The following is a 21,432-nucleotide window of genomic DNA, read 5'->3' on the forward strand; positions in this document are numbered from 1 at the left end:
ATATGTCTACTGATTTAGACCCAACCCAACTGGCGATTGAATTTTTACGCCGTGATAAAACCGAACTTTCTCCCGCGCAGTATTTGAAGCGTTTAAAACAGCTGGAGTTAGAGTTTGCCGATCTCCTCACCCTCTCTGCAACCGAACTGAAAGAAGAGATCTATTTCGCCTGGCGGTTGGGCGTGCATTAATAAAGTCGGTGTAGGCCGGATAAGGCGTTAGCCGCCATCCGGCTATGTTACCAGGCAATCTCACCAGACCCTGTCCCCAGGTAATAGATAATCCTCTTGATTTTGTTTAAAAAAAATACAGATCGCCATTTGTGCTAAAAAGGCGCGCTCTCTTTATGAGATTATTCTTATGCCCCTTCAAGAGCTAAGCCATTAAGAGTGCCGGAGATAAGCGCCGGATGGGGCCGGAACCCTTAAGCCTGTATTGAACAGACTTAAGGGTTTTTCTTTTCCGGGCGCGTAAAAAACTAAGGTCTGTCAATAACCGCTGGCATGTCGTCAGCCGTATGATTATTCAAAATACGGTTAGCCAGCACACCTGACATCATCGATCCGTTAACGTTCAGAGCCGTGCGGGCCATATCAACGATAGGTTCGATGGCAATAAAAATACCGACCAGCGCAACGGGAAAATTCAACGTCGACAGGACAATCAGCGCCGCGAACGTACCACCGCCGCCGACGCCGGCTACGCCAATAGACCCTAGCGCAATGGCAGGCAACATCGCGGCCAGAAAATGCAGCGAGAGCGGATCAATGCCGATGGTGGGCGCAATCATCGCTACCATAATAGCCGGATAAATCCCGGCGCAGCCATTTTGCCCCATACTGGAGCCAAACGAGGCGGAAATATTGGCAATGGTGCTTTGTACGCCAAATTTTTCCTGGGCGGAAATGGCCAGCGGGATAGAGGCTGCGCTGCTGCGGGAAACAAACGCAAAGGTTAAGACGGGCCAGACCATTCTGAAATAACGCGCTGGATTATTACCGCTGAGGATCAGCAAAATGGCGTGCACGATAAACATCATGAAAATCGCGATGTAACAGGCACCGATAAAACCAAGTAAACTGGCGAATTGTTCAAGGCGGTATGATGAAAATACGGTAGTCATTAATGCCATGACGCCATAGGGCGTTAATGCAATAACGATACGTACCATCTTCATGACCCAGATCTGAATAGCGTTAATGCCTGCGCTTAATTTCTGACCTTCTTCCGGCGCCTCTTTTTTGACCTTTAACAGAGCGATCCCCGCTATTAGCGTGAAGATAACGATGCCGATAACGGAAACACTTCTGGCTCCCGTAAGATCAAGAAAAATATTAGTCGGGATCAGCGATGTCACTAACTGGGGAATCGACACCGCGGCAGTCTTATTGACTTCTTCCGTAGTTAACATTGACGGCATGTGCACAAAAGCGCTGGCATCAAGCCCCAGCACATGAGCGGTCTGTAATCCGATAAAACCGGCAGCCATCACCAGGCATAACATGCATCCGACGATCGTCAGCGACATTTTTCCGATGCCGGCGCTATTTTCCAGTTTATTGATGGCGGAAAGAATAGAAATAAAAATTAGCGGTATAGCGACCAGTTTTAACAGGTGGACGTAACCATTGCCGACGATGCTGTACCATTCGATAATAGTTTTAGTGTGATTTGCTGAAATAAAATGCAGGGATAAACCAATAACAGCCCCTAAAAAGATAGCGATAAAAACGCTTTTCGACAGGGAATCGCTTTTTTGATTAATTCTCAAGATGACCCACGAGAAAACCAAAAAAAGTGCGATATACGCGAGCGTAACAACCATATTTTAAGCCTCTTGCCTCATTCAGCACCTGAAATGCCGGAAAGAGTTTACATAAACCTATAGCTCAAACTGAGTTATAGAACCGCAGCGGATTATAAAGAGCGCAACGCCAGGTATCCATACAAAAAATGGGGTTCTGACCTCGCCACCCGGCAATGTCGACAGCCTATTAATTAAATAGTCATTTTCTATACATCTTTTCGTTTTTGACCTGCCAGAACGGTTAACATCTTATAAATCGTTAATTATCAAAAGGTTAAGTGATTTTTTGTCTATCGTATGACCTGGCGGACAGGGTCTATGCTTAATAAAAGGCGCTCAATATGACCATTTGTTGGAAAGCCCCTGCGGTTAAGGGGTTGAAGTGATAATCATTATCACTAACATGCTGTTATATCCTGGTGATTTAGAACGCGAGGTAACTCTATGGAATTGCATTCAGACACGTTTAACCCGGAGGACTTCCCCTGGCAAGGGCTGACGTTAACGCCAGCGGCGGCAGCGCACATACGTGAACTGGCAGCAAAGCAGCCGGGCATGTTGGGCGTGCGGTTAAGCGTAAAACAGACGGGATGTGCCGGATTCGGCTATGTTCTGGATACCGTTCGGGAGCCGGATAAAGACGATCTGGTTTTTGAAGCCGAAGGCGCAAAGCTTTTCGCACCGTTACAGGCGATGCCTTTTATTGACGGAACAGAAGTGGATTACGTACAGGAAGGGCTGAACCAGTTATTTAAATTTCATAACCCCAAAGCCCAGAATGAATGCGGCTGCGGCGAAAGTTTTGGGGTATAGGCGGTACTATGTCTCGTAATACTGAAGCAACGGAAGAGGTCGGCATCTGGACAGGCGGACGCCTTAATTACAAAGAAGGATTTTTCACGCAACTACCCACTGATGAACTGGCAAAAGGCATCAGCGAAGAGGTGGTGCGCGCGATTTCCGCAAAGCGTAACGAACCTGAGTGGATGCTGGAATTTCGTCTCAATGCCTATAGAGCCTGGCTGGACATGGATGAACCGCACTGGCTGAAGGCGCACTACGATAAACTGAACTATCAGGACTACAGCTATTACTCTGCGCCATCATGCGGAAACTGCGACGATAACTGCGTTTCCCAGCCGGGAGCCGTACAGCAAACGGGCGCGAATACCTTTTTGAGTAAAGAGGTTGAAGACGCCTTCGAGCAGCTTGGCGTTCCGGTTCGCGAAGGGAAAGAGGTCGCCGTCGATGCGATTTTTGACTCGGTCTCCGTAGCGACCACATACCGTGAAAAACTGGCGGAACAGGGCATTATTTTCTGTTCTTTTGGCGAAGCGATACACGATCACCCTGACCTGGTCAGGAAATATCTTGGCACCGTCGTGCCGGGGAACGATAACTTTTTTGCCGCGCTGAATGCGGCAGTCGCTTCCGATGGGACATTTATCTATGTTCCCAAAGGTGTGCGTTGCCCGATGGAGTTATCCACCTATTTTCGCATTAACGCCGAGAAAACCGGTCAGTTTGAGCGCACGATTCTGGTGGCGGATGAAGGCAGCTATGTGAGTTATATCGAAGGCTGCTCCGCGCCCGTACGCGACAGTTATCAGCTCCACGCCGCGGTAGTGGAAGTCATCATCCATAAAGATGCTGAAGTAAAATATTCCACCGTACAAAACTGGTTCCCGGGCGACAACAACATGGGCGGCATTCTGAACTTTGTGACCAAGCGGGCGTTGTGCGAAGGGGAAAACAGCAAGATGTCGTGGACCCAGTCGGAAACCGGTTCGGCGATTACCTGGAAATACCCGAGCTGTATCCTGCGCGGTGATAATTCTATCGGCGAGTTCTATTCCGTTGCGCTGACCAGTGGACATCAGCAGGCTGACACCGGCACCAAAATGATCCATATCGGTAAAAACACGCGCTCAACCATTATCTCAAAAGGCATTTCCGCCGGCCACAGCCAGAACAGCTACCGTGGGCTGGTAAAAATTATGCCGACGGCGACCAACGCCCGAAATTTCACCCAATGCGACTCCATGTTGATTGGCGCGGACTGCGGCGCGCATACGTTCCCGTATGTTGAATGCCGCAATAACAGCGCGCAGCTGGAGCACGAAGCGACAACATCACGCATCGGTGAAGATCAGCTTTTCTATTGTCTGCAACGCGGCATCAGCGAAGAAGACGCTATTTCGATGATCGTCAACGGTTTCTGCAAAGACGTTTTCTCGGAACTGCCGCTGGAGTTTGCCGTTGAAGCGCAAAAACTGCTGGCGATTAGCCTTGAGCACAGCGTCGGTTAATGATGAAGGAAAACCCATGTTAAGCATTAAAGATTTACAGGTCAGTGTGGAAGAAAAAGCGATTTTGCGTGGCCTGAATCTGGAGATTCGCCCCGGCGAAGTTCACGCCATTATGGGGCCGAACGGTTCCGGGAAAAGCACGCTCTCCGCCACCCTGGCGGGACGTGAAGATTACGAGGTCACCGGCGGCTCGGTTACGTTCAAAGGTAAAGATCTGCTTGAACTGTCGCCGGAGGAACGGGCGGGCGAAGGGATTTTTATGGCCTTCCAGTACCCGGTAGAAATCCCCGGCGTCAGTAACCAGTTTTTCCTGCAAACCGCGCTGAATGCCGTGCGCGCCTACCGCGGGCAGACGTCGTTGGATCGCTTTGATTTTCAGGATCTGATGGAAGAAAAGATCGCATTGCTGAAAATGCCGGAAGATTTGCTGACCCGTTCGGTAAACGTCGGTTTTTCCGGCGGGGAGAAAAAGCGCAATGATATTTTGCAAATGGCGGTGCTGGAGCCGGAACTGTGCATCCTTGATGAGTCTGACTCCGGACTGGATATCGATGCGTTAAAAATTGTGGCGGAAGGCGTCAACGCGTTACGCGACGATAAACGCGCTTTTATTATCGTGACCCACTATCAGCGCATACTGGACTATATCAAACCCGATTACGTCCATGTCCTCTATCAGGGGCGAATTGTCCGATCCGGCGATTTTACTCTGGTCAAACAACTGGAGGAGCAGGGTTATGGCTGGCTTACCGAACAGCAGTAAAGCGCTACAGCAATGGCAGCATCTCTTTGAAGAAAAAGGAGTAAGTCGAACTGAGCAGGCAAGACAACATTTACAACAGATGTTACGTCTGGGATTGCCGACGCGTAAACATGAAGACTGGAAATACACGCCGCTGGAGGGCTTAACCCATAGCCAGTTTATCCAGCAGTGTGCGACTATCAGCGCCGCACAGCGTGATGCGCTGGCGCTGCAAATCGATGCCGTGCGGCTGGTGTTTGTCGATGGTCGGTTTATGCCAGAGCTCAGTGATAGCACGCAAAACAGCGGATTTGATGTTAGCGTCAGGGATGAGCGCCAGACGCTTGCCGCGCCGGTACATCCCGAGGTTTTTCTGCATCTGACGGAAAGCCTGGCGCAATGTGTCACGTATATACAGGTACGGCGAAATCAGCGTCCGACCAGGCCGCTACTGTTAATGCATATCACGCAGGGCGTGGATAGCGACGAGCTGAATACCGCGCATTATCGCCACCATCTGGCGCTGGCGGAAGGCGCGGAAGCGACGGTTATTGAGCATTATGTCAGCCTTACAGCGGCAAAACATTTTACCGGCGCGCGTCTGACGATGAACGTTGCAGACAATGCGCAACTGCGTCATATCAAACTGGCGTTTGAAAATGCGTCCAGCTATCACTTTGCGCATAACGATCTTCTGCTGGCGACAGACGCCTCGGCGTTTAGCCACAGTTTTCTGCTGGGCGCCGCAGTACTACGTCACCACAGCAGCTCACAACTGAATGGCGAAAACGCGACGCTTCGACTGAATAGTCTGGCGATGCCGGTGAAAAATGAAGTCTGCGATACGCGGACATGGCTGGAACATAACAAAGGTTACTGTAACAGCCGCCAGTTGCACAAGACCATCGTCAGCGACAAAGGACGCGCGGTCTTTAATGGCCTGATTAACGTGGCGCAACACGCCATTAAAACCGACGGCCAGATGACCAATAATAACCTGTTGTTGGGGAAACTGGCTGAAGTCGATACCAAACCGCAATTGGAGATCTATGCCGATGACGTGAAGTGCAGCCACGGCGCGACGATCGGGCGTATTGACGATGAGCAGATGTTTTATCTGCAATCACGCGGCATCAGGCAGCAGGAGGCGCGGCACATGATTCTTTACGCGTTTGCCGCAGAGTTAACGGAAGCTATCCATGATAGCGCCCTTAAACAGCAGGTGCTGGCGCGAATCGGCCAGCGACTGCCCGGAGGCCTGGTATGACATTTCCTGTAGAAAAAGTACGGGCGGATTTTCCCATACTGCAGCGTGAAGTTAACGGCCTGCCGCTGGCTTACCTGGACAGCGCAGCCAGCGCTCAAAAACCCAATCAGGTGATTGACGCTGAATCTGCCTTCTACCGTCACGGCTATGCTGCGGTACATCGAGGTATCCATACGTTAAGCGCACAGGCGACCGAAAGCATGGAGAATGTGCGTAAGCAGGCGTCGCGGTTTATTAACGCCCGCTCCGCAGAAGAACTGGTGTTCGTGCGCGGTACGACGGAGGGCATTAACCTTGTCGCCAACAGTTGGGGAACGGAAAATATTCGCGCCGGGGATAACATTATCATCAGCGAGATGGAGCATCACGCTAACATCGTTCCCTGGCAGATGCTGTGTGAGCGCAAAGGCGCTGAACTGCGCGTGATCCCATTGCATCCTGACGGTACGCTGCGGCTGGAGACCTTAGCTGCGCTGTTCGATGACCGGACCCGACTGCTGGCCATTACCCACGTTTCCAATGTGCTGGGGACGGAAAACCCGCTGCCGGACATGATTGCGCTGGCGCGCCAGCATGGGGCGAAAGTGCTGGTGGATGGCGCCCAGGCCGTGATGCACCATGCAGTTGACGTCCAGGCGCTGGACTGCGATTTTTACGTTTTCTCCGGCCATAAACTTTACGGGCCGACCGGCATCGGCATTCTGTATGTTAAAGAGGCGTTGCTGCAAGAAATGCCGCCGTGGGAAGGGGGCGGGTCGATGATCTCGACCGTCAGCCTGACGCAGGGAACGACATGGGCGAAAGCGCCCTGGCGTTTTGAGGCGGGAACGCCGAATACTGGCGGCATCATCGGTCTGGGCGCGGCAATTGACTATGTGACGTCGCTGGGACTGGATAAGATTGGCGATTATGAGCAGATGCTGATGCGCTATGCGCTGGAGCAACTGGCGCAGGTGCCTGATATCACGCTGTATGGTCCGGCACAGCGGTTGGGCGTCATCGCGTTTAATCTGGGTAAACACCATGCTTACGACGTCGGCAGCTTTCTTGATAATTACGGTATCGCGGTACGAACGGGGCATCACTGCGCGATGCCGCTCATGGCCTGGTATGGCGTGCCGGCAATGTGCCGGGCTTCGCTGGCGATGTATAACACCCATGAAGAAGTGGACCGACTGGTGGCAGGATTAACGCGTATCCACCGCTTATTGGGATAACAGTGAGGTTTTATGGCTGCGCTACCGGATAAAGAAAAATTGCTGCGTAACTTTACGCGTTGCGCTAATTGGGAAGAGAAATATTTATATATTATTGAGTTGGGGCAGCGCCTGGCGGAGTTAAATCCGCAGGATCGCAATCCGCAAAATACGATTCATGGCTGTCAGAGCCAGGTGTGGATAGTGATGCGGCGAAACGCCAACGGCATTATCGAATTGCAGGGCGACAGCGACGCGGCGATCGTTAAAGGCCTTATGGCGGTGGTATTTATTTTGTACCACCAAATGACGGCGCAGGATATTGTGCATTTTGATGTCCGGCCATGGTTCGAAAAAATGGCGCTTACGCAGCACCTCACGCCTTCTCGTTCTCAGGGGCTGGAAGCAATGATTCGCGCAATTCGCGCTAAGGCCGCCACTCTTAGCTAAACTGTACAGACAGCGTTCTACCTGATGTCAAATCCTTTGTCGGACGGCGACGTCGCTTTATCCAGAGTGGATAGAGCGTATATTTTGTTGTTCTGATAAGCGAAGCGCTATCAGCCGTCGCAGAGGACATCACCAGGAATACAGGAGGTTTGGTATGAAACGGGCGTCTTTCATTACTCTAGCTATTATCGGCGCGTATAGCGCGCTACAGGCAGCCTGGGCGGTTGATTATCCATTACCGCCCGAAGGCAGCCGTCTTATTGGTCAGAATCAAACCTATACCGTACAGGAAGGTGATAAAAACCTGCAGGCTATCGCCCGGCGTTTTGATACGGCGGCGATGCTCATTCTTGAAGCGAACAATACGATTGCGCCGGTGCCTAAGCCCGGTACGCTAATTACCATTCCCTCGCAGATGCTATTGCCGGATGCGCCCAGGGAAGGCGTTATCGTCAACCTCGCGGAGCTACGGTTGTATTATTACCCGCCGGGAGAAAACCGTGTTCAGGTGTATCCCATCGGCATCGGTTTGCAGGGGCTGGAAACTCCCATCATGGACACCCGGATAGGGCAAAAGATCCCCAACCCGACGTGGACGCCGACGGCGGGCATACGCCAACGTTCGCTTGAGCGGGGGATCACGCTGCCACCGGTGATCCCTGCCGGGCCAAATAACCCGCTGGGACGCTATGCGCTGCGTCTGGCGCACGGTAATGGGGAATATCTCATTCATGGTACCAGCGCGCCGGATAGCGTGGGTCTGCGCGTGAGTTCCGGTTGCATTCGCATGAACGCGCCGGACATCAAAGCGTTATTTGCGCAGGTCAGAACGGGGACGCCGGTAAAAGTGATTAACCAGCCGGTGAAATTCTCTGTCGAGCCGAATGGCATTCGTTATGTAGAGGTACACAGGCCGCTATCGCCGGAAGAAGAGCAAAACGTGCAGACGATGCCCTACGTGTTGCCTGCGGAATTTACCGCGTTCAGAAACGCGCAAGGGGTGGATAGTCGCCTGGTCGATAAGGCGCTATACCGGCGAGCCGGGTATCCTGTCAGTGTGAGCGCCGGGCAGACGCCAGCGGTAAATACGACCGCAGTCGAATCCGCTCAGAACGGTTTTGTCGGGGAAGAGGGGCAAACGCGCGCGACGCAGTAGCCTTCGCAGCAAACGACGGACAAAAAAATGGCGCACGATGTGCGCCATTTTATATTGTGCGTCAAATTATTTACAGATGCGGAATACTTTGTTGTCCAGACGCTGGTTCGCGCGAGCAGCATCGTCTTTAGCAGCCTGAACGTCGGAACGCATTGCATTTACGTCATTACTCAGTTGCTCAACTTTAGCGCTCAGCGTCTGTACATCGGAAGACAACTGATCGATTTTAGCGTTGCTTGAACAACCTGCCAGTAACGTGGAACCCAGAACTACTGCACCTAAGATCAGCCTGTTAGTACGGTTCATAATAATATCCTTATATTATGAGTGGTTATATGTATAAAGAAATGGCGCACGATGTGCGCCATTTTATATCGTGCGTCAAATTACTTACGGACGTGGGATACTACTTTGTTGTCCAGACGCTGGTTAGCGCGAGCCGCGTCGTCTTTAGCAGCCTGAACGTCGGAACGCATTGCATTTACGTCATTACTCAGTTGCTCAACTTTAGCGCTTAGCGTCTGTACATCGGAAGACAACTGATCGATTTTAGCGTTGCTGGCACAACCTGCCAGTAACGTGGAACCCAGAACTACTGCACCTAAGATCAGCCTGTTAGTACGGTTCATAATAATAACCTTATATTTTGTGTGGTTATATATGTAAAAAAAATGGCGCACATCGTGCGCCATTTTTATTACGCAGGTACTATTACTTACGGTATTTAGTAGCCTGGTTGTCCAGACGCTGGTTAGCGCGAGCTGCGTCGTCTTTAGCAGCCTGAACGTCGGAACGCATTGCGTTCACGTCGTTGCTCAGCTGGTCAACTTTAGCGTTCAGAGTCTGAACGTCAGAAGACAGCTGATCGATTTTAGCGTTGCTGGAGCAACCAGCCAGCAGAGTAGAACCCAGGATTACCGCGCCCAGTACCAGTTTAGTACGATTCATTATTAATACCCTCTAGATTGAGTTAATCTCCATGTAGCGTTACAAGTATTACACAAACTTTTTTATGTTGAGAATATTTTTTTGATGGGAATGCACTTATTTTTGATCGTTCGCTCAAAGAAGCATCGAAATGCATGAAAGTCCCTAAAAAACCGAAAGAAAACAGGGGGCTTCCATCGGATTCTTCTTAGATAATCCGCAATTAGATAGTAAAATCCGATTTGATTTTTTTATTAATAGTGGCTATCGATTAAATAAAAAAAGCGCCGGAAGGGCGCTTTTTTAAACAAATTAATTCACACAACAATTATTACAGTACGTGAACAGAGGCGGTGTTAGTGGTGCCGCTTGGAACCAGCGCGCCGGAGACCATCACTACGACGTCGCCTTTCTGGGCGAGGCCGCTTTGCAGGGCGACATCTTTGCCCAGACGGTAGAAATCATCAGTAGAATTGATTTCTTTCACCAGCTGCGATACCACGCCTTTGCTCAGTACTAACTGACGGGCGGTCACTTCATTGGTGGTCAATGCCAGGATGGTGGCGTCCGGGAAGTATTTACGCACGGCGCGAGCGGATTTACCGCCCTGGGTCGCTACCACGATCAGCGGCGCTTCCAGTTTTTCGGCGGTTTCTACCGCACCGCGGCATACCGCTTCCGTAATGCGCAGTTTACGGCTGTCGTTGTTGTAGTCCAGACGGCTGTTCATGACACGGTCGGTACGTTCGCAGATGGTCGCCATGATAGAAACGGCTTCCAGCGGGTATTTCCCTTTTGCGGATTCGCCGGACAGCATAACCGCATCCGTACCGTCGAGGATGGCGTTCGCAACGTCGCCTGCTTCTGCACGGGTCGGACGCGGGTTTTTGATCATAGAATCCAGCATCTGAGTCGCGGTGATCACGACTTTACGTGCGCGGATACATTTTTCGATCATCATTTTCTGCGCAAAAATCACTTCTTCAACCGGGATTTCTACGCCCAGGTCGCCACGCGCAACCATGATGCCGTCGGAAGCTTCGAGAATTTCATCGAAGTTGTTCAGGCCTTCCTGGTTTTCGATCTTAGAGATAATCTGGATGTTTTCGCCGCCGTGGGCTTTCAGATGCTCGCGAATTTCGACAACGTCAGAACGTTTACGGATAAAGGACGCCGCAACAAAGTCAACGCCCTGTTCGCAACCGAAGATCAGGTCCTGTTTGTCTTTTTCAGCCAGCGCCGGCAGAGCAATAGAAACGCCCGGCAGGTTAACGCCTTTGTTCTCGCCCAGATCGCCGTTGTTCAGCACCTTACAAATGACTTTATTGCCTTCGATGGCGGTCACTTCCATACCGATCAGACCATCGTCAACCAGGACGGTGTTGCCAACGCTCAGGTCGCTGGTGAAGCCTTCATAGGTGACGGCAACGATTTCATTATTACCGACCACGGATTTGTCGGTGGTAAAAGTGAAGGTTTGACCCGCTTTCAGCGAAACGTCGTTACCGCCTTCCAGTTTAATGGTGCGGATTTCTGGTCCTTTAGTATCAAGCAGAATAGCGGCTTTTTTACCAGTTTTGCTCATCACGTTGCGCAAGTTCTGGATACGCTGACCGTGTTCTGCATAATCGCCATGAGAGAAGTTCAGACGCATCACGTTCATGCCCGCGTCCAGCATTTTGCTTAACATCTCTTCGGATTCGGTTTTCGGACCGATAGTACAAACAATTTTCGTCTTTTTCATGACAGTCTTAGTCTTTAAGTTGAGGAGGATATGGAAATCTGGCTTCGGGCGCGCACGGCCCGGAAGCTAAGCCTGTGTTGCTAAAGTGATGATGCCTCGCTCTAAGGATAGGTGACATCGAAAGAGCGTGCAGAGGAATGTGTGCTCGCGTTTCAGCCCAACGGGAAGGGGATAATTTTAGTCGTTGAGTTTTACAGTCCAATGCGCTGAAACCATTCAAGAGACAATTGGCGCGCATTATACGCTGAAATTTACAAAAAAGGAAAATGAAAACCCTGTTTCAAAAGACATCTGTGCAGATCCACAACGGTTTGTTATTACGCTGTTTACGATGTCGCTGGCGATGACGCCGCCCGAACAGGGGCGGCGTTGCGCAACAATGGGTGTTGTTGCGCATAATGTCAATCGAGCAACTTTTTGCCTTCCAGGTCGATGGCGATGTTTTGGTTGTGTGCTTTTCGATAGCACAGAATCGCTATCCCGATCGCCGCCCAGCTAATTCCGAGTATCAGAGCGTGAATGTTCATGTTTAAACAGACGTAGCCGATGACGATCATCCCCATGATCGGCGAAATGACATGGGCGAAAATGCGCCGCTGGGCTTTCATCCGGAAATTGAACAGAATAAACACACACAGGTTCACGACAAAAAAAGCGAAAAGCGCGCCAAAGTTCACCAGCGTGGAGATAGATTCAATCTTGCCGGAAAACAGGTAGCTGAGCAGCAGGGTGACGCCGCCGGTAAACAGAATGGCATAATCCGGCGTTTTACGCGTGGTATGGACGTGAGCGAGGAAGGCGGGCAACATTCGGTCGCGCCCCATTGAAAATAGCACTCTGGACACCGCCGTTTGCGCGGTAATAATGTTGCCGACGGCGCACACAAACGCCACAATGATGGAAAACGCCACTTTGAGCCAGATACCGCCAACGTTGCCGGCAATGGTGAAAAATGCTTCATTCGTCGCATTACCTTCCGCGAAGCGGTCGACATTACCGGTGGCGAACGCCGCAAACGCCACAACGATAATAAACAGTACCGTCGCCAAAACTAACGCCAACAGCGTTGCTTTACTGACGGCGCGTCCCCCGCCTTCGCTTTCTTCACTTAATGTACTGATAGCGTCAAAGCCGAGAAAGTTCAGCGCAGCCACCGAAATCGCCGTCGCGATGAGCCCTGGGGTGAACCACTGTGAATCGAAAAAAGGCCGGAAGGAAAGCGTTATCTGACTACTGTCCAGCATCAACAGACGGACAATGAGCAGAACGAAAATCGCCAGAATACCGAGTTGAATGAAGACCAGTAACTTATCAAATTTCGCCGTTTGCTGTATCCCGAGATAGTTGACTCCGGTGCCAATAGCCACATAAATCAACGGCCAGACCCAGACCGGGATTTGCGGTAAAATAGCGTGGACCGCGACGCCGCCCAGCACTGCCACGAGCGTAGGGAACAAAAGATAATCCAACAGTAATATCCATCCGGTCAGAAACCCTACGGCGGGATTAATGCATACGCCAGCATACGCATAGGCCGAACCCGACGAGGAGATATGTTGCGATAAGGTAGAGTAGCTGTACGCGGTAAAAAACATCGCGATCGCGCCAATAATATAAACCAGCGCAACCATACCGTGCGAAAGATTATAAACGACGCCATAAAGAGAGACTGGCGCGATAGGCACCATAAACACCAGACCATAAAGCACTAAATCGGTAAGAGACAATTTTTTGACTTTTTTCATGATAAATACCTTAATGGCTTTTTATGCCAGATCGCGTAAAAACGCGCTTACCGCTGCGAGGCAGGGCGCGATATTTTCTTCATGTGGGTTATGGCTGCTGCCGGGAATAGTGACCGCGCGGCAGTCTGAAATGTGAGAGAGCAGCGGAGAGACGACGCGCTCGGTTGCCTGATCGTTTTCGCCGCGTAATACCAGAACAGGACAGCGTATCTGGCACAAATGGGGCGTAATATCCCAGTCGGCAAGTTTGCCATTTGCCGCCAGTTCATTGGTTCCCCATAAAATGTGATAACCCGTAGGGTCGGCGGCGAACTGCGCATTAGATCGCTGAACATGAACGGCTTCTTCCGCGAGGGTATAAACGTGCCTGGCATAATAAGCGACCAGCTGTTCCGGTGGGTTTTGATAAATGACGGCGGGCATAATGACGTTTTTGATATCGTCATCGGACATTGGCGTCAGAGCGTTAAAGAGCCGTATGCCTTCCTGTTGCCACAGGGCGATACTGGCCGGCGAACTGGCCAGTATCGTCCCGCGAAGCCCGGCAGGCTGTAAGCAGGCGTGCTCTGCGGCAAGCATTCCGCCCCAGGAATGTCCCAGTATCGAATACCCGTGTCCAATACCCAGGTGATTAATTAATTGGGTTAATTGACGGAGATAACGCGCAATAGTCCAGAAAGACGCGTCGGCATGAGGAAAATGCGTTGAACGACCGCAGCCATATTGATCGTAAAATATTACCATGCGCCCGTCATCAGCCAGATGGCGATAATTTAATAAATAATCAAAGCCGCCAGAAGGGCCGCCGTGAAGGATAATGAGCGGCGTGAGTAATGATTTTCTGTCTCCATAAATCCGATAGCTTGTCAATATGTTTTCAGAAAACATTTCGCCATAGAGATAAGTATCATTCATATTCTTAATGACTCAGTGTGTGGCAGGGCAGGCGAAATTTATATTCGCTTGGGTAATATTATTTTTTTATTGTGTGTAAAACATTACACCAGAAGGTGGCGTACTGTTCCCATTGCAGAAACTGCGGGCTTCCCCAGTGCGGTGAACAATCACTGGCAAAGCAACATACTTTCCCTTTATGGTAAGTACCCATAACTAACAGTGGATCGCCATTAATTTCAGCAAGGACCTGACTATTTTCTTTGGCGATAAGCTTGTTATAGCCCAATAGCGGCGGCCATTCGCTAAATGGCTGGGTAATAACATGCTCTACCGCAGTATTTACTGCTTTACATCCTTGCGGTAGTTCTACGCGGTCATCTACATCCAGCATATCAACCGGCAATACCTCCGCCAGAACCGTATTTTTATAATTGGCTTTTGCTTCTATTCCCGTAAAGGATAAATACCCGCCGATCATCAACAGACCGCCGCCCTCAGCAACATAATCCGCGATAAGTTGTAATGCATCAGGAATAATATCCATATTATAAAACGTTCTGTTTTGTAGCAGGAACGTATTGCTACCGATATCACTGATGACGATCGCATCATAGCAGGCTAATGCTTCGGCGGTTTGTGGAAAACGAGTTTGCACAATATGGGCAGGCATGTAGTCCACATCGATATTACCCTGGCGTAAGCAGGATAATAAATAGTCTGCGCCTTCTTCATATTTGCTCGATGTAAAGCTATCAAAACCTTTAGAGTGAATCATATGAATGTGCCAGGATTCGCCAATAAATAAAATTTTCATTATGTCACCTGTTAATTAATGTTAATGACTTTATTAGATTGGGTACGCATTCGATGTAAAACCTGCAAGTGCTGAGGCATACTCGACGCACCGACTTGTTCCACCGCCAGAGAAGCGAAAGCGGAGGCATATTGAATGGCTGCGACCATGTCTGCTTGTCGCGCCAGCGCGGCGGCTAAGGCGCCATTAAAAGCGTCACCGGCCCCGGCGGCATCTTTTACCACGGCGCTCCACGCAGGAATATACAACGTGCGGGCGTGCTCACAGAGCAGAGAACCACGGGCGCCAAGGGTAATGATGACTTTTTTCACCCCGGATTGCAGAATAATATTTCCGGCTTTTTTCGCATCATTAATATCAGTAATGGTTACGCCGGATAAAAAAGAGGCTTCAGTTTCATTCGGCGTGATGATGTCAATATCAGATAATAAATGCGTCACCTGTTTCGTATAGGGGGCAGGATTCAGCATGATCATTTTATTTTCTTGTTTTCCCAGGCGAATAAATTCAGTCAACGCTTCAATGTTCGTTTCGAGCTGCATTAGCATAACGTCAGACTCGGCGATATAACGGTGTTGCTCGTTAATCTCTTGCGTGGTGAGCATCATATTGGCGCCAGGGTAGATGGCGATAATATTATCGCCATCCACGGCGGAGACATAGATCAATGCGCTACCGGTGGGCGCTTTATCTGTTTGATACGCGCTGTATGAGGTGATGCCTGATTGAATAATATGATTCATAGCAAATGCGCTGAACTGATCTTTGCCCACTTTAAAAATAAAATGCGCCGCAGCGCCGGCATTGTTTGCCGCTAAAGCCTGGTTGGCTCCTTTACCGCCAGGATAGAATCCAAATTGACTGGCCAGAATGGATTCTCCGCTTTGTGGAAACCACGGCACGGTTGCTGAAACATCAATATTGAATGAGCCTAAAACACACACCTTGCCTGCTTTTTTTGTGTTTTCCCGGCGCAGTTTTGCATCCTGATGGATTGGCGTGGCGATAGTGCTGGAGATATCAATCTTATTTTCAGTGATAAGCTTACTCAGCGCGTCACGGTTTAAAATCCCTCCGCCATAGCAACGCTGAAGCATACCTGATTTCTGGAAATAGCGTAGATCGGAACGAATAGTCTCCTGGCTAACCTTATAAAGGTCTGAAAGTTTACTGACGCTAACACTATTATCCTTTATCAGTAAATTAATGATGGCATGACGTCTTTCTTCTTTAAACATATTGCCTCCGGGTAGTGAGTTGAATTGTATTTATGGCAATGTTGTCATGCGGTGAATTCAATCACAGATTATGCGGTCAACCGGAAGTAACCCCAAATGAATGTCAATAATCAGAAGCGCAGCCAATGTGTTAAATATTAATTGCTTACAGAAGGGAAAAATAGTTTTGTGAGTGTTGTCATATATTTTCTATGTAATATGACGGGGTGAACGTAAAATAGTTGGGCTTGCACGATTCAGTGAGTATATGCAGCCGGACAGCGTTCGCTTATCAGTCGCTACCCTCGACGAAATAAGACGATATCGCTCTCCGGCCCTGGGGTTATATACGCTCGATTTTTGCCGGTAGCCCCTGACGTACCGCCGCGCCAGAAACCCAGTCGAGCCAGGTGTTGGTAATGGTTCTTGTCGGATCGGCAAAGCCCAGATCGTTAAGATTTATGCCTGCCCTGATTTGTGGATCATACGGCATAGGCACGCCATCCAGAGAGTGCTGCGTTGCGCCCATCTCGCGGTGACCATATCCGTGTTCGATGGCGATGACGCCTGGCATCACGCCATTTAACAAACTGATTTGCGCCACGACCTGACCGCCCGGCGTAATGATCCGTACCCGATCGCCATGTTGCAGCCCATAACGCTCGCCGTCTTGCGGATTCAGCGCCACCAGGTTTGCTGGCTTCACATGGTGTAAGCGCGGGATGACGGCTGTTGAGCTGGACATGGTATTTGATTTAAATGAAATCAGTTTCAGCGGCCATTGCCCAATGGGAAACTGGTCGTCAATCGCACGACCATCTGACAAACGCGCCGGATACCAGACCGGGCAACCGCTGAAACGCTCCCCGGTGATGGCGTGACGGTGGGCGGCGACATCTGCATTCCAGATCTGTAAGGGTTTTTTCCACGCGTTACCTAACCGTTGCTCCGTATAGCCGCTATCCTCGGGCGCAAACCGGCCGCCACGCGAGTAGATAAACGCCACGCGACCGACCTCATCAGCTTTAAGCGTGTGCTGAATTGCTGGCAGAATGCGGCTGACGCCGGTAAGTGTAATATCTTCCTGATTTGCCGGCGCGACCGGCGTCTTGCCCATAAAGGCGATATTAGCGGCTACGCGCAGATAGAAGTCTTCCGCCCGGTTCAGTGGAAAAGTATTGCCCTGCGGATCGGTTATCGCCTGGTCGCCGAAACCGGGCAGACGGAGCCGTTTTGCTACCGCGATACAAAATGCTTCCATTGAGACTGGTTGCCCGTCCGCCGTTCGGCGGGTGGCGGGGGTGACAACCGGCCAGCGGGCGGTAGTGGCTTTACTGGCTACGCCGCCCCAGGGCACCGTAAATCCCCAGCTCTCAAAATTGTGCGTATCCGGCACAATGTAATCCGCCAGCGCCGTCGTTTCATTCATAAAGGCGTCAATCGCGATAAAGAGCGGCAGTCGGCGAGGGTCTTTTAGTTTTTCTTCCGCCACGGCGCGTAGACCGGGAACACCGTAAAACGGGTTGCTCATATTGGAAATCCAGGCTTTAAGCGGATAAGGATAGCCTTCGAGCGCGGAGGTCAACAGTTCGGTAAGCTGGCCTGCCACAAAGGGATACCACGGCGCTTTGGCTGGATAAGGGGATTGCCCGCCGGCAATTTTGTCGCGGTATTCTTCCGATGCTTCATAAGCGGTTTTGCTACGGGCAATACTTAACCCGGACGGTTTCACTTTTCCGGCAAAACTGTTCATGTTGTAGCGGGGGCCGTCGCTAACGCCGTTGAATTTGCCGCCGCCGACAAAGACGCCGCCGGACAAGCTGAGGTTGCCGATCAGCGCGTTAAGCATCATGACCGACCAGGCGTTATAAAACCCATTGCCGGCCATCATGCCGCCGTGACTGATGACCGCGGCTTTACGTCCGTGACCGGTAAAGGTTTCCGCCAGCGCGATAATTTGCGCTTCCGGCACGCCGCACTGTTCGCTGTATTGCGCCAACGAGAGCTTTTCTGCCGCCTCTTTCAGGCGTTGCAACCCGCTCTTCACCGTGACCCGTTGGCCGTCGGCGAGCGTAACGTACTGCGTCACGAAAAGCCGTGCCTGTCGGCAAGTGGACGCATCGACCAACTCGCCGTCGGTATTCAGCACGACGGGGGTCTCTTCGCCATCGGGCGTAAGATGGCGCAGCGTCAGGTGTTGTCCGGCAAGCGTCGGCAGTTCATCCGCAATGACCAGGTGCGTGGCGTTGGTCCAACTTTGCTCGCCGGCCTGCTGCATCGCTTGTACGCCGGGAATCGCCAGATAATCAGCATTATAACGTTGATTATCCATGATCCAGCGGATCATCCCCATTGCCAGCGCCGAATCGCTGCCGGGCATGACCGGTTGCCAGCGACCGCGAGGATCGGCGAGCACCGTTGATAAGGGCAGGGCAGGGGCGACCACGACGTATTGAAAATTCTCACGCAGCCGGGCGCTCGCCAACTGACGCGCCTGGCGTTTAAACGGATTGCCGGACTGTGCCGGGGAGGTGCCCATAAAGAGCGCAAACTCCACGTTTTCCCAGTCGGGTTTGACATGCGGGTTTTTATCCAGATCGCCCATCAGCGCCCCGGAGCCGGCCCGGTAAGCCAGTCCACAGTAGGCGCCATGCGCGCCGAAATTTTTGCTGCCGAAGCTATTTAGCGCAAAACGACGCAGAAACGCATCGCGGCCTTCGTCGCTGGTATTCGTGACCAGTAACTGATTGGTTTTGGGCCCGAAACTGGGGTGCTTTGCGTCAATTGGCGTATCCGGCGCATGAATCGCGCGCAGTCCGTCCACATGACCCTCGCCAAACAGATCGCCGCCTTCCACGACTTCTTCAATAAGCTGCTCAAAGCTGATGCGCTGCCATTTCCCTTCGCCGCGTTTACCCACGCGTTTCATCGGTTCAAGCAGTCGCAGCGGACTGTACAGGCTTTCCAGCAGCGTGGCGCCGCGCGCGCAGGCGGTTGAGCGGGCGTCAAGACCGCTTTCTCCCGCCAGTTGCTCCATGGCTTCGCTAAAAGGGACGGACGAGTCAATCGGGTGTTCCTGCGACAAGGGGTGATAGGGATTGCCGGCGATGCGTATCACTTTGCCATCGGCATTAACCCGGGCGCGGATACCGCACTGTGTCCAACAGCCGAAGCATTGCGTCATGGCGATGGTTTGTTGTGGATTTTGCTGCCAGTGCGTTTGCGCCTGCGCCTCCGGAATTAACGCATTGCCAAAGATGCGGTCGCGCGTTACCTTGCCGGACGTCCCGTTTAACAGGCCATCAATTGCGCGTTTCGCCACATCACGGTAGCTCAGACCAAAAGTGACCATCCCACCGACGGCGAGACCGACTTTTAGCCACTGACGACGGGTTAAATTAGCCATGTTGTAATCTCCTGGTGAGTCCGTTCAGCGTTTCACGAATAATAATCAGTAGCGCTATCCACAGGCCGAAGGTGCCGAGAATAGCCAGCCAGCCATCCGTTCCGCCTGGTAACGAGTAAGGGTTAAATTGCGCGTTGAACTTGGGTACGGTTTGTACCTGAATCAACAATGTCCAGCGCATCAGCCAACATAGCGCCAGCGCGCTCAGAACCAGCAGGACGCGTCTTAGCTGCGATAATGGATGACGTAGCGCCAGGCTACAGAACAGCAGCGTGAATACCCACAGCGCTAGCCAGCCGACAGCGTAATATTTGGCTGACAGGGCGACGGAAATCCACTGACGGATTGCCGTGCCGGAAAGCGTATCGCCGCTGACCCACATGGCCACGACCAGCCCCAGCGCCGCCAGCGTCCAGATTTGTCCCCACAATATTTTTGGCAGCCTTACCGAGTCGCGTCGGGCGGCGACAATCATCAGCGCGAAGAACGCCTGTAAGGCGCTAAGAAACATCGCCACGGGGAAGGCGTAGCTAAACCAGATTGGGCGCGCCAGCACAACGGAGACTTCGCGGCCGGTATAAATCAACAGGCCCACCGCGCAAAGCGCGCTGGCTAACGCCAACCATTTAGTGACGTTGTAACTTTTATTGAATAATCGTTTTATCTGCTGCGCCAGGAACCACAGAGCGAGAAATCCGGTAAACAGCGGCAGGAACAACGCTCCCCAGGGCATCCACGACCAGGGCGTCGGCCAGGCATAGAAATGCCAGACGCGGGCGGTCTGGTGCAGATCCGCCGTCAGCGCCAGCGGTGCGGTAATCGCACAGGTAATGGCAATCAGTAATGCCCGATTTTCTTCTGTTGCGGCGTCTTTTTTCCGCCAGTGAAGATAACAGGCAAACAGTGCGGCGCAGGCGGCAATGCCAATAAAAAAGAAATATTGTACCGCCCACGGCAGCCAGCTAATGTCCTGCGGGTGAGCCAGCACTTCTTCAATGATGAGTGAATGCGTCATTCAGACCTCCTGCCAAAGCGCGGGCTGCGCACGGCCCATTAATGGGGTGACAAAGGCGTCGTCCAGACCCAGGTAGAAAACATGGGGCGACGTGCCGTTTTCCGGCTTTAATACCTTGATAGCGTCGCGATGTTGATGAAGCATGGTGGCGATGCGGCTATGGGGATCTTTGATATCGCCAATAATACGCGCGCCGCCGACGCAGGACTCTACGCAAGCGGGTAACAGTCCGGCTTCCAGACGATGGACGCAAAACGTGCATTTATCGGCAGTTTGCGTTTCATGATTGATAAATCGGGCGTCGTAAGGACACGCCTGGACACAATAGGCGCAGCCGACGCAGCGTTTGTTATCCACCACCACAATGCCGTCTTCCCGCTGAAAGGTGGCTTGTACCGGGCAGACCGGCACACAGGGGGGGTTATCGCAATGGTTGCACAGACGCGGCAATAGCACATTCGTGACTTCCTGACTACCTTCACGCTGGACCTGGTATTGGTTCACCGTCGTACGAAATGCGCCCTGCGGCGTTTGGTTTTCAATAGTGCAACTTACGGTACAGGACTGACAGCCGATACAACGCCGCAGGTCGATAAGCATGGCGTAACGGTGTCGGGGAGAGCCTTCATGCCGCTCCGGCGAAAAAGGAAATTTCGCTTCAGCCAGCGGAACCAGCGAGGCGCCAGCGGTCAGGACGCCGAGCTGCTGGAGAAATTGCCGTTTACTGCTGTCCATATTGA

Annotated in this window: 20 protein-coding genes; 8 read left to right on the forward strand and 12 right to left on the reverse strand. The window is 51.6% G+C overall.

Annotated elements, in window-relative coordinates; translation table 11 throughout:
- Positions 1-2: 2 nt before the first annotated feature.
- The gene (locus tag ACLJRH_RS12340; protein WP_001537749.1) at positions 3-191 is read left to right on the forward strand and encodes a YdiH family protein; all 189 of its coding nucleotides are present in this window, start codon (positions 3-5) and stop codon (positions 189-191) included.
- Positions 192-478: 287 nt separating this feature from the next.
- Here ACLJRH_RS12340 and ACLJRH_RS12345 read toward each other — a convergent pair whose 3' ends face one another.
- A complete protein-coding gene (locus tag ACLJRH_RS12345; protein WP_023223192.1) occupies positions 479-1,825 on the reverse strand; it encodes an L-cystine transporter in 1,347 nt (448 codons plus the stop codon).
- A gap of 426 nt (positions 1,826-2,251) precedes the next feature.
- Here ACLJRH_RS12345 and sufA point away from each other — a divergent pair, with 426 nt between their 5' ends.
- From sufA to ACLJRH_RS12380, 7 genes are all read left to right on the forward strand, one after another.
- Positions 2,252-2,620: a Fe-S cluster assembly scaffold SufA gene (sufA, locus tag ACLJRH_RS12350; protein ID WP_000418969.1), complete on the forward strand. Its 369-nt coding sequence runs from the start codon at positions 2,252-2,254 to the stop codon at positions 2,618-2,620.
- Positions 2,621-2,628: 8 nt separating this feature from the next.
- Positions 2,629-4,116 carry a Fe-S cluster assembly protein SufB gene (gene sufB / locus ACLJRH_RS12355; protein ID WP_023136893.1) on the forward strand — a complete coding sequence of 496 codons (1,488 nt, stop codon included), beginning with the start codon at positions 2,629-2,631 and terminating at the stop codon, positions 4,114-4,116.
- Positions 4,117-4,132: 16 nt separating this feature from the next.
- A complete protein-coding gene (sufC, locus tag ACLJRH_RS12360) occupies positions 4,133-4,879 on the forward strand; it encodes a Fe-S cluster assembly ATPase SufC (RefSeq protein ID WP_000948904.1) in 747 nt (248 codons plus the stop codon).
- Positions 4,854-6,125 (forward strand): Fe-S cluster assembly protein SufD, encoded by a 1,272-nt coding sequence (gene sufD / locus ACLJRH_RS12365; protein WP_001527739.1) that lies wholly within the window; start codon positions 4,854-4,856, stop codon positions 6,123-6,125. The genes sufC and sufD overlap by 26 nt, the downstream gene beginning before the upstream one ends.
- Positions 6,122-7,342, forward strand: a complete 1,221-nt coding sequence (gene sufS, locus ACLJRH_RS12370; protein WP_000143859.1) for a cysteine desulfurase SufS — start codon at positions 6,122-6,124, stop codon at positions 7,340-7,342. Before sufD ends, sufS begins: the two co-directional genes overlap by 4 nt.
- A gap of 12 nt (positions 7,343-7,354) precedes the next feature.
- Entirely contained in the window at positions 7,355-7,771 is a 417-nt protein-coding gene (sufE, locus tag ACLJRH_RS12375) for a cysteine desulfuration protein SufE (protein ID WP_000729470.1), read from the forward strand.
- A 154-nt stretch (positions 7,772-7,925) separates the two neighbouring features.
- Positions 7,926-8,927 carry a L,D-transpeptidase family protein gene (locus ACLJRH_RS12380; RefSeq protein ID WP_001629581.1) on the forward strand — a complete coding sequence of 334 codons (1,002 nt, stop codon included), beginning with the start codon at positions 7,926-7,928 and terminating at the stop codon, positions 8,925-8,927.
- Between the two features lie 66 nt (positions 8,928-8,993).
- Here ACLJRH_RS12380 and ACLJRH_RS12385 read toward each other — a convergent pair whose 3' ends face one another.
- The 11 genes from ACLJRH_RS12385 to ttrB form a co-directional block, all read right to left on the reverse strand.
- On the reverse strand, positions 8,994-9,233 hold the full coding sequence (locus tag ACLJRH_RS12385; protein ID WP_023136894.1) for a major outer membrane lipoprotein: 240 nt from the start codon (positions 9,231-9,233) through the stop codon (positions 8,994-8,996).
- 80 nt (positions 9,234-9,313) lie between these two features.
- Positions 9,314-9,556: a major outer membrane lipoprotein gene (locus ACLJRH_RS12390; RefSeq protein ID WP_001527893.1), complete on the reverse strand. Its 243-nt coding sequence runs from the start codon at positions 9,554-9,556 to the stop codon at positions 9,314-9,316.
- An 82-nt stretch (positions 9,557-9,638) separates the two neighbouring features.
- Positions 9,639-9,875, reverse strand: coding sequence for a murein lipoprotein Lpp (gene lpp, locus ACLJRH_RS12395; RefSeq protein WP_001082307.1), 237 nt, complete (start codon positions 9,873-9,875; stop codon positions 9,639-9,641).
- A gap of 310 nt (positions 9,876-10,185) precedes the next feature.
- Positions 10,186-11,598: a pyruvate kinase PykF gene (gene pykF, locus ACLJRH_RS12400; protein WP_000751447.1), complete on the reverse strand. Its 1,413-nt coding sequence runs from the start codon at positions 11,596-11,598 to the stop codon at positions 10,186-10,188.
- Positions 11,599-11,999: 401 nt separating this feature from the next.
- The gene (locus ACLJRH_RS12405) at positions 12,000-13,343 is read right to left on the reverse strand and encodes an APC family permease (RefSeq protein WP_000756083.1); all 1,344 of its coding nucleotides are present in this window, start codon (positions 13,341-13,343) and stop codon (positions 12,000-12,002) included.
- A gap of 21 nt (positions 13,344-13,364) precedes the next feature.
- Positions 13,365-14,258: a proline iminopeptidase-family hydrolase gene (locus ACLJRH_RS12410; RefSeq protein WP_001000504.1), complete on the reverse strand. Its 894-nt coding sequence runs from the start codon at positions 14,256-14,258 to the stop codon at positions 13,365-13,367.
- A 58-nt stretch (positions 14,259-14,316) separates the two neighbouring features.
- Positions 14,317-15,054 (reverse strand): glutamine amidotransferase, encoded by a 738-nt coding sequence (locus ACLJRH_RS12415; RefSeq protein WP_000697189.1) that lies wholly within the window; start codon positions 15,052-15,054, stop codon positions 14,317-14,319.
- Between the two features lie 11 nt (positions 15,055-15,065).
- Entirely contained in the window at positions 15,066-16,292 is a 1,227-nt protein-coding gene (locus tag ACLJRH_RS12420) for a PfkB family carbohydrate kinase (RefSeq protein ID WP_000471823.1), read from the reverse strand.
- Positions 16,293-16,614: 322 nt separating this feature from the next.
- On the reverse strand, positions 16,615-19,677 hold the full coding sequence (gene ttrA, locus ACLJRH_RS12425) for a tetrathionate reductase subunit TtrA (protein ID WP_023136722.1): 3,063 nt from the start codon (positions 19,675-19,677) through the stop codon (positions 16,615-16,617).
- Complete coding sequence (ttrC, locus tag ACLJRH_RS12430) at positions 19,670-20,692, reverse strand: tetrathionate reductase subunit TtrC (protein WP_023136723.1); 1,023 nt, start codon at positions 20,690-20,692, stop codon at positions 19,670-19,672. Before ttrC ends, ttrA begins: the two co-directional genes overlap by 8 nt.
- Positions 20,693-21,427 (reverse strand): tetrathionate reductase subunit TtrB, encoded by a 735-nt coding sequence (gene ttrB / locus ACLJRH_RS12435; protein ID WP_001523928.1) that lies wholly within the window; start codon positions 21,425-21,427, stop codon positions 20,693-20,695.
- Positions 21,428-21,432: the final 5 nt, after the last annotated feature.

Origin of the sequence: Salmonella sp. SAL04162 (genome assembly GCF_046551535.1) — a bacterium.
Classification (GTDB): Bacteria; Pseudomonadota; Gammaproteobacteria; order Enterobacterales; family Enterobacteriaceae; genus Salmonella; species Salmonella enterica.

What these genes read in the sequence shown, in the direction of transcription:
- ACLJRH_RS12340 (WP_001537749.1), top strand. Translation starts at nt 3, where the DNA reads ATGTCTACTGATTTAGACCCAACCCAACTGGCGATTGAATTTTTACGC.
- ACLJRH_RS12345 (WP_023223192.1), bottom strand. Translation starts at nt 1,825, where the DNA reads ATGGTTGTTACGCTCGCGTATATCGCACTTTTTTTGGTTTTCTCGTGG.
- sufA (WP_000418969.1), top strand. Translation starts at nt 2,252, where the DNA reads ATGGAATTGCATTCAGACACGTTTAACCCGGAGGACTTCCCCTGGCAA.
- sufB (WP_023136893.1), top strand. Translation starts at nt 2,629, where the DNA reads ATGTCTCGTAATACTGAAGCAACGGAAGAGGTCGGCATCTGGACAGGC.
- sufC (WP_000948904.1), top strand. Translation starts at nt 4,133, where the DNA reads ATGTTAAGCATTAAAGATTTACAGGTCAGTGTGGAAGAAAAAGCGATT.
- sufD (WP_001527739.1), top strand. Translation starts at nt 4,854, where the DNA reads ATGGCTGGCTTACCGAACAGCAGTAAAGCGCTACAGCAATGGCAGCAT.
- sufS (WP_000143859.1), top strand. Translation starts at nt 6,122, where the DNA reads ATGACATTTCCTGTAGAAAAAGTACGGGCGGATTTTCCCATACTGCAG.
- sufE (WP_000729470.1), top strand. Translation starts at nt 7,355, where the DNA reads ATGGCTGCGCTACCGGATAAAGAAAAATTGCTGCGTAACTTTACGCGT.
- ACLJRH_RS12380 (WP_001629581.1), top strand. Translation starts at nt 7,926, where the DNA reads ATGAAACGGGCGTCTTTCATTACTCTAGCTATTATCGGCGCGTATAGC.
- ACLJRH_RS12385 (WP_023136894.1), bottom strand. Translation starts at nt 9,233, where the DNA reads ATGAACCGTACTAACAGGCTGATCTTAGGTGCAGTAGTTCTGGGTTCC.
- ACLJRH_RS12390 (WP_001527893.1), bottom strand. Translation starts at nt 9,556, where the DNA reads ATGAACCGTACTAACAGGCTGATCTTAGGTGCAGTAGTTCTGGGTTCC.
- lpp (WP_001082307.1), bottom strand. Translation starts at nt 9,875, where the DNA reads ATGAATCGTACTAAACTGGTACTGGGCGCGGTAATCCTGGGTTCTACT.
- pykF (WP_000751447.1), bottom strand. Translation starts at nt 11,598, where the DNA reads ATGAAAAAGACGAAAATTGTTTGTACTATCGGTCCGAAAACCGAATCC.
- ACLJRH_RS12405 (WP_000756083.1), bottom strand. Translation starts at nt 13,343, where the DNA reads ATGAAAAAAGTCAAAAAATTGTCTCTTACCGATTTAGTGCTTTATGGT.
- ACLJRH_RS12410 (WP_001000504.1), bottom strand. Translation starts at nt 14,258, where the DNA reads ATGAATGATACTTATCTCTATGGCGAAATGTTTTCTGAAAACATATTG.
- ACLJRH_RS12415 (WP_000697189.1), bottom strand. Translation starts at nt 15,054, where the DNA reads ATGAAAATTTTATTTATTGGCGAATCCTGGCACATTCATATGATTCAC.
- ACLJRH_RS12420 (WP_000471823.1), bottom strand. Translation starts at nt 16,292, where the DNA reads ATGTTTAAAGAAGAAAGACGTCATGCCATCATTAATTTACTGATAAAG.
- ttrA (WP_023136722.1), bottom strand. Translation starts at nt 19,677, where the DNA reads ATGGCTAATTTAACCCGTCGTCAGTGGCTAAAAGTCGGTCTCGCCGTC.
- ttrC (WP_023136723.1), bottom strand. Translation starts at nt 20,692, where the DNA reads ATGACGCATTCACTCATCATTGAAGAAGTGCTGGCTCACCCGCAGGAC.
- ttrB (WP_001523928.1), bottom strand. Translation starts at nt 21,427, where the DNA reads ATGGACAGCAGTAAACGGCAATTTCTCCAGCAGCTCGGCGTCCTGACC.